The sequence below is a fragment of the Stutzerimonas kunmingensis genome (assembly GCF_002929225.1).
Classification (GTDB): Bacteria; Pseudomonadota; Gammaproteobacteria; order Pseudomonadales; family Pseudomonadaceae; genus Stutzerimonas.
In genome coordinates this window covers 314,838-328,664 of the sequence record NZ_PISM01000022.1, presented here as the reverse complement: position 1 = coordinate 328,664, position 13,827 = coordinate 314,838, and the positions used below count along the sequence as shown (strand labels likewise).

15 protein-coding genes are annotated in these 13,827 nt (G+C 63.3%); 12 read left to right on the top strand and 3 right to left on the bottom strand.

Features of this window, described 5'->3' with window-relative positions; translation table 11 throughout:
• Nucleotides 1-20: 20 nt before the first annotated feature.
• Together CW305_RS20785 and CW305_RS20780 are read left to right on the top strand one after the other, a co-directional pair.
• Complete coding sequence (locus CW305_RS20785; protein ID WP_104099121.1) at nucleotides 21-1,232, top strand: putative DNA modification/repair radical SAM protein; 1,212 nt, start codon at nucleotides 21-23, stop codon at nucleotides 1,230-1,232.
• Complete coding sequence (locus CW305_RS20780; protein ID WP_104098843.1) at nucleotides 1,232-2,068, top strand: TIGR03915 family putative DNA repair protein; 837 nt, start codon at nucleotides 1,232-1,234, stop codon at nucleotides 2,066-2,068. The genes CW305_RS20785 and CW305_RS20780 overlap by 1 nt, the downstream gene beginning before the upstream one ends.
• Here CW305_RS20780 and CW305_RS20775 read toward each other — a convergent pair.
• Both CW305_RS20775 and pilT read right to left on the bottom strand, forming a co-directional pair.
• Entirely contained in the window at nucleotides 2,065-3,210 is a 1,146-nt protein-coding gene (locus CW305_RS20775; RefSeq protein WP_015275295.1) for a PilT/PilU family type 4a pilus ATPase, read from the bottom strand. The genes CW305_RS20780 and CW305_RS20775 overlap by 4 nt on opposite strands.
• 60 nt (nucleotides 3,211-3,270) lie before the next feature.
• Complete coding sequence (pilT, locus tag CW305_RS20770; protein WP_003303153.1) at nucleotides 3,271-4,305, bottom strand: type IV pilus twitching motility protein PilT; 1,035 nt, start codon at nucleotides 4,303-4,305, stop codon at nucleotides 3,271-3,273.
• A gap of 64 nt (nucleotides 4,306-4,369) precedes the next feature.
• On the opposite strand from pilT, the gene CW305_RS20765 reads away from it, so the two are divergent.
• The 10 genes from CW305_RS20765 to CW305_RS20720 all read left to right on the top strand — a co-directional run bounded on the left by CW305_RS20765 (nucleotide 4,370) and on the right by CW305_RS20720 (nucleotide 13,224).
• Nucleotides 4,370-5,059 carry a YggS family pyridoxal phosphate-dependent enzyme gene (locus CW305_RS20765; RefSeq protein WP_104098842.1) on the top strand — a complete coding sequence of 230 codons (690 nt, stop codon included), beginning with the start codon at nucleotides 4,370-4,372 and terminating at the stop codon, nucleotides 5,057-5,059.
• Between the two features lie 10 nt (nucleotides 5,060-5,069).
• Nucleotides 5,070-5,894, top strand: coding sequence for a pyrroline-5-carboxylate reductase (gene proC / locus CW305_RS20760; protein ID WP_014818745.1), 825 nt, complete (start codon nucleotides 5,070-5,072; stop codon nucleotides 5,892-5,894).
• Between the two features lie 50 nt (nucleotides 5,895-5,944).
• Nucleotides 5,945-6,535 carry a YggT family protein gene (locus CW305_RS20755; protein WP_014818744.1) on the top strand — a complete coding sequence of 197 codons (591 nt, stop codon included), beginning with the start codon at nucleotides 5,945-5,947 and terminating at the stop codon, nucleotides 6,533-6,535.
• A 270-nt stretch (nucleotides 6,536-6,805) separates the two neighbouring features.
• The gene (locus CW305_RS20750; RefSeq protein ID WP_104098841.1) at nucleotides 6,806-8,773 is read left to right on the top strand and encodes a dynamin-like GTPase family protein; all 1,968 of its coding nucleotides are present in this window, start codon (nucleotides 6,806-6,808) and stop codon (nucleotides 8,771-8,773) included.
• Between the two features lie 128 nt (nucleotides 8,774-8,901).
• Nucleotides 8,902-10,041, top strand: coding sequence for a homoserine O-succinyltransferase MetX (metX, locus tag CW305_RS20745; RefSeq protein WP_014818742.1), 1,140 nt, complete (start codon nucleotides 8,902-8,904; stop codon nucleotides 10,039-10,041).
• A gap of 9 nt (nucleotides 10,042-10,050) precedes the next feature.
• Nucleotides 10,051-10,650, top strand: a complete 600-nt coding sequence (metW, locus tag CW305_RS20740; RefSeq protein WP_023446081.1) for a methionine biosynthesis protein MetW — start codon at nucleotides 10,051-10,053, stop codon at nucleotides 10,648-10,650.
• A gap of 26 nt (nucleotides 10,651-10,676) precedes the next feature.
• Entirely contained in the window at nucleotides 10,677-11,099 is a 423-nt protein-coding gene (locus tag CW305_RS20735) for a DUF4426 domain-containing protein (protein ID WP_104098840.1), read from the top strand.
• Entirely contained in the window at nucleotides 11,096-11,689 is a 594-nt protein-coding gene (rdgB, locus tag CW305_RS20730; RefSeq protein WP_023446083.1) for an RdgB/HAM1 family non-canonical purine NTP pyrophosphatase, read from the top strand. Before CW305_RS20735 ends, rdgB begins: the two co-directional genes overlap by 4 nt.
• Nucleotides 11,686-12,891 carry a radical SAM family heme chaperone HemW gene (hemW, locus tag CW305_RS20725; protein WP_104098839.1) on the top strand — a complete coding sequence of 402 codons (1,206 nt, stop codon included), beginning with the start codon at nucleotides 11,686-11,688 and terminating at the stop codon, nucleotides 12,889-12,891. The genes rdgB and hemW overlap by 4 nt, the downstream gene beginning before the upstream one ends.
• Before the next feature lie 9 nt (nucleotides 12,892-12,900).
• Nucleotides 12,901-13,224: a DUF3392 domain-containing protein gene (locus CW305_RS20720; RefSeq protein ID WP_003303164.1), complete on the top strand. Its 324-nt coding sequence runs from the start codon at nucleotides 12,901-12,903 to the stop codon at nucleotides 13,222-13,224.
• 165 nt (nucleotides 13,225-13,389) lie between these two features.
• On the opposite strand, the gene CW305_RS20715 is transcribed toward CW305_RS20720, so the two are convergent.
• Nucleotides 13,390-13,752, bottom strand: a complete 363-nt coding sequence (locus tag CW305_RS20715) for a DUF5064 family protein (protein WP_023446085.1) — start codon at nucleotides 13,750-13,752, stop codon at nucleotides 13,390-13,392.
• Nucleotides 13,753-13,827 lie beyond the last annotated feature (75 nt).

The window sequence follows — 13,827 nt, the reverse complement described above, 5'->3', positions numbered from 1 at the left end:
ACAGTATAACGGTCACCATGATGCAATTGATCGACAAACTCAGCGTGCTCGCCGACGCGGCCAAGTACGACGTTTCCTGCGCCAGCAGCGGCGCACCGAAGCGCAGCTCGAAGGGCAAGAGCGGACTCGGCGCCACCAACGGTATGGGCATCTGTCACAGCTTCACGCCGGATGGGCGCTGCGTGGCGCTGCTGAAGATCCTGCTGACCAACTTCTGCCTGTACGACTGCCAATACTGCGTCAATCGCCGCTCCAGCGATGTGCCGCGGGCGCGCTTCACGCCGGAAGAAGTGGTCAGCCTGACGCTCGACTTCTACCGGCGCAACTGCATCAGCGGCCTGTTCCTCAGCTCCGGCATCATCCGCTCGGCGGACTACACCATGGAACAGCTGGTGCGGGTCGCCAGGCTTCTGCGTGAGGAGCACGAGTTTCGCGGCTACATCCACCTCAAGACCATTCCCGACGCCGACCCGCTGCTGATCGCCGAAGCCGGCCGCTATGCCGACCGGCTCAGCGTGAACATCGAACTGCCGACCGAAACCAGTCTGATCCGCTTGGCACCGGAAAAGCAGGTGGTGACCATCAAACAGGCCATGCACACCATCCACCAGGGCGAAACCGAGGCTAGCGCCGAGCGGCGGGCGCCGCGCTTCGCACCCGCCGGGCAGAGCACGCAGATGATCGTTGGCGCCGACAACACCGACGACAGCACCATATTGCACACCGCCCAATCGTTGTACGGCAGCTATCGACTGCGCCGGGTCTACTACTCGGCCTTCAGCCCGATTCCGCACAGCCCCAACACCGTGCCTTTCGCGGCACCACCGCTGATGCGCGAGCATCGCCTGTATCAGGCCGACTTTCTCATGCGTGGCTACGGCTTCAAGGCCGACGAACTGCTCAGCGGGCCAGGCAACCTCGCGCTGGATATCGATCCGAAGCTGGCCTGGGCGCTGGCGCACCGCGACCAGTTTCCGGTGGACCTCAACCGCGCCGAACCGACGATGATCGCCCGCATTCCCGGAATCGGCATGCTCAGCGCGAAACGCCTGGTGGATCTGCGCCGGCAGAAGCGCATCCGCTTCGAGGATCTGACCCGTCTGCGCTGCTCGCTCGAGAAAGCCAAACCCTTCGTCATCACTCAGGATTACCGGCCAAGCCTGGCAGGGCGGGAGTCGGCCATGCTGCGCCAGCATCTGCGCGACACGCCCGCACAACTGGCGCTCTGGTAATGGTCACGGTGCGTTTCGATGGAAGCTTCCAGGAGTGGCGAGTTCGGGCTCGCGCGCTACTGCAGAGCCGCGTCGCGCCACATGAGCTGAACTGGGTCAGCGACGATGAATCGACAGGGCTATTCGACGATCCCTCGCCGGCACCTTCAACGGAAGGCGGACCGCGCATTCGCGTCCCCCGACAACTGCTGGACGAACTCGAAATGGCCGCGCGCTATCGCACCGAGCAGCGCTGGAGCCTGCTGTATCGCGTGCTCTGGCGGGTCAACCAGGGCGATTCGAGTGCGCGAATGGTCGGCGACATCGATGGCAGCGAACTGCATGGGCGCATCAAGGCAGTCCGTCGTGAGGCCCATCATCTGCATGCCTTTCTTCGCTTCAGCCCACTGCAGACCAGTGATGGACCGCGGCACGTCGCCTGGTTCGAGCCTGCGCACGACATACTGCCCTGGGCGGCGGGACACTTCGCCGAACGGATGGGCGGCAACAGCTGGCTGATCGCGACGCCGGAAGAAGGGGTTTGCTGGGATGGCCAAGGCATGTACTACATCCGCCCCTGCCCGCCACAGTGGCGGCAGCTGGCGCAGAACGCAGCGGACCCCGGCGACGAGCTATGGAAGGCGTATTACGAAAGCACGTTCAACCCGGCCCGGCTGAACCGCGGCGTACTGGAGAGCAACCTGCCGGTGCGTTTCTGGAAGAATCTACCCGAAGGCATGTTGATCCCGCAGTTGATGAGCCGCGCGCGGGCCGGTGCGCAGCGTGACGGCCAAGCCGAGCGCGTCGCCGCGAGAAGCGGAAAGCGCATCGGCCGGGTTGCAAAACAGGCCGACTAGCGGAAGCTGCGGCCTGGATCGTCGTCACTGACCTCAAGGCTTAGGCCTTGGGACACGCTGGTCAGATGCTCGCCATCGGTTTCCGATCCCAGCTTGATCAGCAGACGCAGGTCGTTGGCCGAATCGGCGTGCAGCAACGCATCTTCGTAGGTGATTTCACCCTGCACATAGAGGTTGTACAACGCCTGGTCGAAGGTCTGCATGCCCAGCTCGGTGGAGCGCTTCATCAGCGACTTGAGCTCATGCACCTCGCCCTTGCGGATCAGGTCGGCCGCCAGCGGCGTATTGATCAGCACCTCGATTACCGCACGACGCCCCTTGCCGTCAGGCGTCGGCACCAGCTGCTGGGCGACGATGGCCTTGAGGTTGAGCGACAGATCCATCCACACCTGGTTGTGACGGTCGGGCGGGAAGAAGTTGATGATGCGGTCCAGCGCCTGGTTGGCGTTGTTGGCGTGCAGGGTCGCCAGGCAGAGGTGACCGGTTTCGGCGAAGGCCACGGCGTAGTCCATGGTTTCACGGGTACGGATCTCGCCGATGAGGATTACGTCCGGCGCCTGGCGCAAGGTGTTCTTCAGCGCCACTTCGAACGAGCTGGTGTCGATACCGACCTCGCGCTGGGTGACGATGCAGCTCTGATGCTGGTGGATGAATTCGATCGGGTCTTCGATGGAGATGATGTGCCCGCTGGAATTCTTGTTGCGGTAGCCGATCATCGAAGCCAGCGAGGTCGACTTGCCGGTACCGGTGGCCCCGACGAACAGCACCAGCCCGCGCTTGGTCATCGACAGCTTCTTGAGGACGTCCGGCAGCTTGAGTTCTTCGATGGTCGGAATGTTGGTTTCGATACGCCGCAGCACCATGCCGGCGAGATTGCGCTGGTAGAACGCACTGACCCGGAAACGGCCGATACCGCGGGCGCTGATGGCGAAGTTGCACTCATGGTTCTCGGTGAACTCGCGGCGCTGCTGCTCGTTCATAACGCCGTGCACGGTCTCGCGGGTCATTTCCGGCGACATCGCCGTCTTGCTGACCGGCATGATCTTGCCGTTGACCTTCATCGAAGGCGGCACGCCTGCCGTGATGAACAGATCGGAGCCGCCCTTTTCCACCATCAGGCGCAGAAGTTTCTCGAATTCCATCGTCGTACTCGCAATCGTGGCAAGCGCCGCATGAGGCGGCGCCCGGTAGTTGTCAGGCGTTTAGAAGTTCTCTGGCTGCTTGGCCTTTTCCTTGGCGCTGTCTCGCGAGATCAGCCCTTTGGCGAGCAGCCCCTTGAGGCACGAGTCGAGGGTCTGCATGCCCAGCGAGCCGCCGGTCTGGATCGAGGAATACATCTGCGCCACCTTGTCCTCGCGAATCAGGTTACGGATCGCCGGCGTACCGATCATGATCTCGTGGGCCGCGACACGGCCGCCGCCAACCTTCTTCAGCAGGGTCTGCGAGATCACCGCCTGCAGCGATTCGGAGAGCATCGAGCGGACCATGGACTTTTCTTCGGCCGGGAACACGTCGACCACGCGGTCGATGGTCTTGGCGGCGGAGGTGGTGTGCAGGGTGCCGAACACCAGGTGACCGGTTTCCGCAGCGGTCAGCGCCAGGCGGATGGTTTCCAGGTCGCGCATTTCGCCAACGAGAATGATGTCCGGGTCTTCACGCAATGCCGAACGCAGTGCCTCGGAGAAGCCCAGGGTGTCACGATGGACCTCGCGCTGGTTGACCAGGCACTTCTTCGATTCGTGAACGAATTCGATGGGGTCCTCGATGGTAAGGATGTGGTGGTACTTGGTGTTGTTCAGGTAATCAAGCATCGCCGCCAGGGTGGTCGACTTGCCCGAGCCGGTCGGTCCGGTGACCAGTACCAGCCCGCGCGGCACATCGGTGATCTTGCGGAAAACCTCGCCCATCCCCAGGTCTTCCATGGTCAGCACCTTGGAAGGAATGGTCCGGAACACCGCGCCGGAACCGCGATTCTGGTTGAACGCGTTGACGCGAAAACGCGCCACGCCCGGCACTTCGAACGAGAAGTCGGTTTCCAGGAATTCCTCGAAATCCTTGCGTTGCTTGTCGTTCATGATGTCGTAGATCAGCGCATGCACCTGCTTGTGGTCCATGGCCGGCAGGTTGATTCGCCGCACGTCGCCATCGACGCGGATCATCGGCGGCAGGCCGGCGGAAAGGTGCAAATCCGACGCACCCTGCTTGGCGCTGAAGGCCAGCAGTTCTGTGATATCCATGGGACTCCCCAATTACAAGCAAGCAGGTAGAATGCCGCGCAGACCCAAGGCGGCGGCGCAAGTAATGTCCACGATAGAGAAGAATATTGCAAAGGTCGCAGCGCGCATCCGTGAGGCGGCGCAAGCTGTGGGACGCGACCCTGCTTCGGTCGGCCTGCTGGCGGTGAGCAAGACCCAGCCGGCCGCCGCCATTCGCGAGGCCGCCGAAGCCGGCATGCGCGATTTCGGCGAGAACTATCTGCAGGAAGCGCTGGATAAGCAGGCCGAGCTGAGCGAGCTGCCGCTGACCTGGCACTTCATCGGACCGATCCAGTCGAACAAGACCAAATCCATCGCCGAAGACTTCGACTGGGTGCACTCGGTGGATCGCCTGAAGATCGCCCAGCGCCTGTCCGATCAACGCTCAGCCGAGCTGCCGCCGCTGAATATATGCCTGCAGGTGAATGTCAGCGGTGAGGCGAGCAAATCCGGCTGCGCGCCAGAGGAACTGCCGCAGCTGGCACAGGCTGTCGCCGCGATGCCGCGTCTGCGCCTGCGTGGACTGATGTGCATTCCCGCACCGAGCGAAGACCCCGCCGAGCAGCGCGCCGCCTTTGCCCGCCTGCGCGCATTACGCGATGAACTGCCACTGACACTGGATACGCTGTCCATGGGCATGAGCCAGGACCTCGAAGCGGCAATTGCCGAAGGCGCGACCTGGGTCCGCATCGGCACCGCACTGTTCGGCGCCCGCGACTACGGACGCCCTCAATAAAGGAATCGCTATGACCTCACCCCGCATCGCCTTCATCGGCGCCGGCAACATGGCTGCCAGTCTGATCGGCGGGCTGCGCGCCAAGGGCGTCGCAGCGGACGCCATTCGCGCCAGCGATCCAGGCGCCGAGCAGCGCGCGAAAATCAGCGCCGAGCACGGCATCCAGACGTTCGCGCAGAACGCCGATGCACTGGCCGGCGCCGACGTGGTGGTGCTGTCGGTCAAGCCGCAGGTCATGCAGGCGGTCTGTCAGGATCTGACTCCTCATCTAGCCCACGGCCCCCTGATCGTCTCGATCGCCGCCGGCATCAGCTGCGACAGCCTGCAGCGCTGGCTAGGCCCGCGCCCTCAGGCGATCGTGCGTTGCATGCCCAACACGCCGGCCTTGCTGCGCCAGGGCGTCAGCGGCCTGTTCGCCAATGCCCAGGTCAGCGACACGCAGAAGCAGCAGGCCGAGCAACTGCTGTCGGCCGTCGGTATCGCGCTATGGCTCGAAGAAGAGCACCTGATCGATGCGGTAACCGCCGTTTCCGGTAGCGGTCCTGCCTATTTCTTCCTGCTGATCGAAGCGATGACGGCTGCCGGACAGCAGCTCGGCCTGCCCCGCGAGACCGCCGCGCAACTGACCATGCAGACCGCGCTGGGCGCAGCTCGCATGGCTTGCGAAAGCGACGTCGATGCCGCCGAACTGCGGCGTCGCGTCACCTCGCCGAACGGAACCACCGAAGCGGCGATCAAAGCCTTCCAGGCGGGCGGCTTCGAGCAACTGGTGCAGCAGGCGTTGAACGCGGCCGCACAACGCTCGGCCGAACTGGCCGAACAACTGGGTCAATAGGTCTGTTGACGCTTCGTTCGCGACGAAACAACAGCCTCTAAGGAGCATTCATGTCCCAACTCTCGCAAGCCCTGATCCTCGTCATCCAGACGCTGGGCAGCCTCTATCTGCTGATCGTGTTGCTGCGCTTCATCCTGCAGCTGGTACGCGCCGACTTCTACAACCCGCTCAGCCAATTCATCGTCAAGGCAACCCATCCACTTTTGCGGCCGATGCGCCGCATCATTCCGAGCATGGGCACGCTGGATATTTCTTCGCTGATCCTCGCGCTGATCGTGCAGATGGTGCTGATGGCGCTGATCCTGCTGATCGCCTACGGCACCATCGGCAATCCCTTGCTGTTGCTGGTCTGGGCGCTGATCGGCATCACTGGGCTGTTCCTCAACATCTTTTTCTGGGCGCTGATCATCAGCGTGATCCTGTCCTGGGTCGCGCCGGGCAGCCACAACCCGGGCGCACAGCTGGTCAGCCAACTCTGCGAGCCGGTCCTGGCGCCGTTCCGCCGCCTGCTGCCGAACCTCGGCGGGCTGGATATCTCGCCGATCTTCGCCTTCCTGGCGATCAAGCTGCTGGACATGCTGGTAGTCAACAACCTGGCCACCATGACCCACATGCCGAACATCCTGCGCATGCTCATCTGAGACGCCGTTCATGCTTTGCTGCCAAAGCGGCACCGAGGAGCCAAAAGCGCCTCGGAATGCCGCATGGCTGCACGTAGACTTCAACTTCTCGGCTTTTTCCATCCTGCCTCGTACTTTGCTGCGGGGTGTGAACGAGGACATCGACTCGAACCGAGCCGCCCATGACCGCCCATGCCGCCAGCAAGGCCGCTCGGTCACGTCAGGCTTCGATTGAATTGACCTTGTAACGGCGGGTCCGATAATTCGCCGAATCACACCTCCGGGAGCTGGATGAGCATGGAACGTCTCGATCGACAAGTGGACGCCTACGTCACCTGGAAGCGTGACCTCATTCGTGAGATCACCCGCTACCGCAGCTGGCTGGCGCATAACCGGCTTTCCAGCGAGGGCGTCGAGGCGCGCCTGGAACGAGCGCTGCGGGTGTTGCGCACCGATCACATCACCCTGGCTTTCGTCGGCGAGTATTCGCGCGGCAAAACCGAGCTGATCAATAGCCTGTTCTTCTCCAACTACGGTCAGCGCATCCTGCCTTCACGGGCTGGCCGCACCACCATGTGCCCCACCGAACTGCTGTTCGATCCGCGTTCGGAACGCTCCTACATCCGCCTGCTGCCCATTGAGTCGCGCCTGGAAGACACCAGCATCGCGCAGCTCAAGCGCACACCGCGACTCTGGCTCAATCTCCCGCTCGACCCGCATGACCCGGAAAGCATGGCCGAAGCCTTTGCCCAGGTCGCGTTGACCAAGGCCATGCCGGTGGAACAGGCGATTCAGCTGGGCTTTGACCCAGCCGGCCTGGAAAGCAGCAGCAGTGGCGATACCGTACTGGTCCCGGCCTGGCGCCACGCCGTGGTCAACTTCGACCACCCGCTGTTGCGTCAGGGCTTGCGCATTCTCGATACGCCCGGGCTGAACGCGCTGGGCAGCGAGCCGGAACTGACCCTGTCGATGCTGCCCAATGCCCAGGCAATCGTGTTCCTGCTCTCTGCCGACACCGGGGTCACCGCCAGTGACATGCAGATTTGGCAGCAGCACATCCGCCAGCTCGACGAAGATACGCAGAACAGCCTGTTCGCCGTACTGAACAAGATCGACGTGCTCTGGGACGATGTTGCCGGCGAGACCTTCGTACAGAAGGCCATCGAGGATATCCGTGACACCACCGCGCAACAGCTGGGCATTGATTGCGCCGACGTCCTGCCGCTGTCGGCCAAACAGGCGCTGATGGCGAAGATTCGCGGTGACCAGGCGCTGCTCGAACGCAGCCAGCTGGCACGGCTGGAAGAGTTGCTCAGCCAGCGCATCCTCACGCAGAAGGAACGCCTGCTCGAAGACCAGGTGGTGCAGCAGGTGATGGCGCTGCTGCAGAACAGTCAGCATGCCCTCAAGCTGCGCCTGGAAAAGGTCATCGAGCAGCGCGATGTGCTGGCCAGTCATCAGGAAGGCAGCGGGCAGATGCTGCTCGAACTCACCGCGCGCACGCGGCAGGATCACAACCGCCACCACAAGCGCCTGCTCGACCTGAAGACCAATCAGCGCCTGCTGCAACGCCAGGGTGAGCTGCTGCGCACGGCAATACGGGCCGAACGCCTCGAGGAGCACCTGACCCGGTTGCGACGCAGTCTGACCGGCAGCCTGACCACGCTGGGCATCAACCTGGCGATCCTGCACTTCTTCCGCTCGGTGGAACAGGACCTGGGCATCCTCGAGCAGGAGGCGGAAAGGGCCAACAAGATGGTTTCGGCGATCTACCGGCGGCACAGCGAAGAAAACCCCCTACAGGGTATCGACCCGCCGTTGTTCCAGTTGCTGCCTTATCAGCGCGAGCTGCGCAGCCTGCAGGGCAAGGCCGATCAGTTCCGCCTGCAGTTGAAGACCCTGCTCACCGAGCAGCGAACACTCACCAGACGCTTCTTCTCTACCCTGGTGCAGGAGGTCATCGGCATGCACCAGCGGCTGCGCCAGGAAGCCGAACAGTGGGCTGGCGATGCGCTGACGCCGCTGCTGCAGTTTTCCCTGGAACACAAGCAACAGCTGGAAACCCACATCCTGCAGTTGAAGAGTCTGGCCAGGGAGAGCCAGCAGAACAGCCAGCGCGGACAATTGCTGACGCGCTACAGCGGCGAACTGGAGCTGCAACTGGCACAGGCCGCGGAAATGCTCCGCGCGCTGCGCCGACCGGCGCCGCTGCGGCGGCAGGGCAAGGTGGTCAGCCTGACCAGCGCGCAGATCAGCTAAAGCTGTCGCCATTTCGTCGCAGCCCGCGAGGAAATGGCGAGAGCCCCGCTCGCCGTTGCATTTCAGGATGAATTGCAACGCGCATACCTTTAGACTTTGCCGCCTTCTTCAAGCAAGAGCCAGGGTCGATGCCCACTGCAATTCCCGCCGATTCCGTTGGCCTGGTGAGTCCGCAGGTCGCGCATTTTGCCGAACCACTGACACTCGCCTGCGGCCGTACGCTGGCCGATTACCAGCTGATCTATGAAACCTATGGCGAGCTGAATGCCGCGCGCAGCAATGCCGTGCTCATCTGCCATGCACTCTCTGGCCACCATCATGCCGCCGGCTACCACAGCATGGACGACCGCAAACCCGGCTGGTGGGATTCCTGCATAGGCCCGGGCAAGGCCATCGATACCGATCATTTCTTCGTCGTCAGCCTGAACAACCTGGGCGGCTGCAACGGTTCGACCGGCCCGAGCAGCACCAACCCGGCCAGCGGCAAGCCCTACGGTGCAGACTTCCCAGTGGTGACAGTGGAAGACTGGGTGCACAGTCAGGCACTTCTGGCCGACCGCCTTGGCATCGCCCAATGGGCAGCGGTGATAGGCGGCAGCCTGGGCGGCATGCAGGCCTTGCAATGGACCATCAGCTACCCTGAGCGAGTCCGCCACTGCCTGGCCATCGCCTCGGCGCCCAGGCTGTCGGCACAGAACATCGCCTTCAACGAAGTCGCGCGCCAGGCCATCCTGTCCGACCCGGAATTCCACGGCGGCCATTTCCAGGAGATGGGCGTGATTCCCAAGCGCGGCCTGATGCTGGCGCGCATGGTCGGCCACATCACCTACCTGTCCGATGACGCCATGGGCACCAAGTTCGGTCGCGGACTTAAGAGCGAGAAGCTCAATTACGACTTCAACAGCGTGGAATTCCAGGTCGAAAGCTACCTGCGCTATCAGGGCGAGGAGTTTTCCGGGCGTTTCGACGCCAATACCTACCTGCTGATGACCAAGGCGCTGGACTACTTCGACCCGGCGGCGGCCCACAACGACGATCTGGCCAAGACCTTCGAGGGCGCCCAGGCGCGCTTCTGCGTGATGTCCTTCACCACCGACTGGCGCTTTTCGCCGGAGCGCTCGCGGGAAATCGTCGACGCCCTGCTCGCTGCGCGCAAGGATGTCTGCTACCTGGAGATCGATGCGCCGCAGGGCCACGACGCCTTCCTGATCCCCAATCCCCGCTACCTGCAAGCCTTCCGCGGTTACATGAACCGCATAGCCGTATAAGGAACGAAGATGCGCGCCGATCTGGACATCATCCAAGAGTGGATTCCGGCCGGCAGCCGAGTTCTCGACCTCGGCTGCGGCAATGGCGAGCTGCTGGCCTGGCTGCGCGATCACAAGCAGGTCAGCGGCTACGGCCTGGAAATCGACCCGGACAACATCGCCGCCTGCATCGACAAGGGCGTCAACGTCATCGAGCAGAACCTCGACCTGGGCCTGGGCAACTTCGCCAGCGACAGCTTCGACATGGTGGTGATGACCCAGGCGCTGCAGGCCGTGCATTACCCCGACCAGCTGATGAAGGAAATGCTGCGCGTCGGCCGCCAGTGCATCATCACCTTCCCCAACTTCGGCCATTGGCGCTGCCGTTGGTACCTTGCGAGCAAAGGCCGCATGCCGGTGTCGGAGTTCCTACCCTACACTTGGTACAACACGCCGAACATTCACTTCTGCACGTTCGAGGATTTCGAGCGGCTGTGCCAGGAAAGCGGTGCCAGGGTACTCGAACGCCTGGCAGTCGACCGCGATCATCGGCATGGCTGGGCCAGTCGCATATGGCCGAATCTGCTGGGTGAAATCGGCATCTACCGCGTCACCGGGCCATCCCGCTGAGCGGCTTCAACGCTGGAGGTAAGCACATGAAACGCATCCTGATCGGTCTGTTGGCCGCACTGCTCACATTGCCGGCGCTGGCCGAGCGCAAACACAGCGTCGGCGAATACGACGTCCACTACAGCGCCTTCAATTCGGGCTTCCTGCAGCCGGGCATTGCCGCCGCCGCCGGACTCACGCGCAGCAAGACCCAGGGCGTAGTCAACGTCTCGGTGATCAAGGACGGCAAACCGGTCGCGGCGCAGGTCAGCGGCGTAGTGAAGAACCTGCTCGGGCAGGATCGCCCGCTGGGCTTCAAGCAGCTCAAGGAAGGTGACGAGGCGATCTATTACCTCGCGCAGTTCCCCTTCGACTCGCAGGAAACCCTGCGTTTCGCCCTCACCGTTCAGCCGACCGGCGCCGAGCCGTTCAGCTTCGAGTTCAACCAGGAATTCTTCCCCGACCGATGATGCCTTTTTCCGAACTGGTACTGGCCAGCCACAACGCCGGCAAACTCAAGGAGCTCCAGGCCATGCTCGGTGACGCGGTTCGCGTGCGCTCGGTGGCCGAGTTCAGCACCGTCGAGCCGGAGGAAACCGGTCTTTCCTTCGTCGAGAACGCCATTCTCAAGGCGCGCAACGCCGCGCGGATATCCGGTCTACCGGCGCTCGCCGACGACTCCGGCCTGGCCGTCGACGCCCTCGGCGGGGCACCGGGCATCTACTCGGCGCGCTACGCCGATGGCCAGGGCGATGCCGCCAACAATGCCAAGCTGCTGGACGTCCTGCGTGAGGTTCCGGATGCCGAACGCGGCGCGCAGTTCGTCTGTGCCCTGGCGCTGGTGCGCCACGCCGACGATCCACTGCCGATCATCTGCGAAGGCCTCTGGCACGGCCGCATCCTGCATGCAGCACGCGGCGAGCATGGCTTCGGCTACGACCCGCTGTTCTGGGTGCCGGAATGCGACTGCTCCAGCGCCGAGCTGCCTGCAGCGCAGAAGAACCAGCTCAGCCACCGTGCACGCGCCATGGCCCTGCTCAAGCAGCGGCTGGGGATATGAAAGCGGCAGACTCAGCCCCGCTAAGCGCCAGCGAAGGCAACCACGGCGCGCCGACAACGGCAGGCTTCGAATTGCCCCCGCTGGCGGCGTACGTACATATTCCCTGGTGCGTGCGCAAATGCCCGTACTGCGACTTCAATTCCCACGCGGCCGGACCCGAACTGCCCGAAGACGCCTATGTCGCCGCGCTGCTGGCCGATCTTCGCGCGGATCTTGAGCACGTCGGGGACCGCCGCCTGAGTTCGATCTTCTTCGGCGGCGGTACGCCAAGCCTGTTTTCTGCCAAGGCACTGGCGGCGATCGTCGACGGACTGGAACGGCTGGTCGGCTTTTCCGAGGACATCGAGATCACACTGGAAGCCAATCCGGGGACGTTCGAACAGGCCAAGTTCCGCGACTACCGCCAGCTAGGCATCAACCGGCTGTCCATTGGCGTGCAGAGCTTCCAGGCCGACAAGCTCAAGGCGCTCGGGCGCATTCACGACGGCGACGAAGCGATTCGCGCCGCCGACATGGCTCGCGCCGCCGGCTTCGACAATTTCAACCTCGACCTCATGCACGGCCTGCCGGACCAGAGCCTGGAGGATGCGTTGAGCGACCTGCGCATCGCCATCGCCCAGCAACCGACGCATCTGTCCTGGTACCAGCTGACCCTGGAGCCAAACACGGTGTTCTGGAGCCAGCCGCCGCAGCTGCCCGAAGACGATATCCTCTGGGACATCCAGGAAGCCGGCCAGACGCTGCTCGCCGAGCACGGCTATCGCCAGTACGAGACCTCCGCCTACGCCCAGCCCGGGCGGCAGGCGCGGCACAACCTGAACTACTGGACCTTCGGCGATTTCCTCGGCATCGGTGCCGGCGCCCATGCCAAGCTCAGCCACGCCGACGGACGCATCCTGCGCAGCTGGAAGACCCGCCTGCCGAAGGACTACCTCGATCCGGCCAAGGCCTTCCGCGCAGGCGAAAAGCTGCTGGCAGCGGATGAATTGCCCTTCGAATTCCTGATGAATGTGCTGCGCCTCACCGACGGCGTACCGGCCATGCTGTTCACTCAGCGCACCGGACTGCCGCTGGATGTGCTCGCCAAGCCACGGCGCGACGCCAAAGCGCGCGGCCTGCTCTCGGCTGACCCAGCGCGCCTGGTGGCGACGCCGAAGGGCCAGCTGTTTCTCAACGACCTGCTACAGAGCTTCCTGCCTTAAGGACACCGCATGGATTTGCTACTCGACCTGATCGTCACGCTGTCGCGCTGGAGCCGCAGCCACCTGTCGGATATCTCCCTGGCGCTGATGGCCACGCTCTTCGTACTGTTCGGCCCGGCAATCAATACCTGGGTAAAGGGCGCCGTCAGCAGCCTGAACTTCTTTTTCCGCACGCTGATCTTCGTACTGGTCTGCGCGGTGGGCTATGGCCTGGCGATCGTCTTCCTCACCCCGTGGATGACCCAGGGGCTGGCCCACCTGAACAACTACAGCCTGGCGCCGGTGCTGCTGCTGATCTTCTTCCTCATCGGCGTGATCGCCGACCGTAACTAGTGGCCTGGTTGGTAAGGTCAGTTGGTCGACTCCGGCGCCCATGGCCCCGATACTGTGTTGCTGCTCCTTGCCATAGCCCCGCTATGACGCGTCGCAGCGCCTTCTCGGAGCCATGTCCATCCGAACTTGCCTTGACCAACTGACCGCGCAAGCCACTAACGCCGCTCAGCCTTCGCGAAGAAATCGATCGAGATCGACGGCCTCGCCCGGCCGATAGCACAGCTGCCGGCGCAGATCCTCGAACAGCGGGTCGTAGATGCCGTGCAGACCGAAGAGGATATCGGCGTCCACCGGCACACCGTGGCGACGCAGGCACTGACGGACGCGCTGCAGGAAGTTGCAGGCAACATCGCGGTGCATTCGAAACTGCTCGTCCACCAGAGTTGCTCCGGCCTCGAAGCGCAGGTGAAAACACGCCCACTGCGGCGCCTCCGGCGTGCCCTCGACACGGTAGTCGAGCTGCAGGTGATAACCCGGTTTCCCGGAAGCGGAAAGGCTGTGGTACTCCAGTTGTCCCGGTCTGAACACGCGGCTCCCTCCTTTGCGAATGGCGCGGCTGCTTGCCCGGCTGCCGGGCCGCCTTTGCAGCGCTACGCAGGCGAT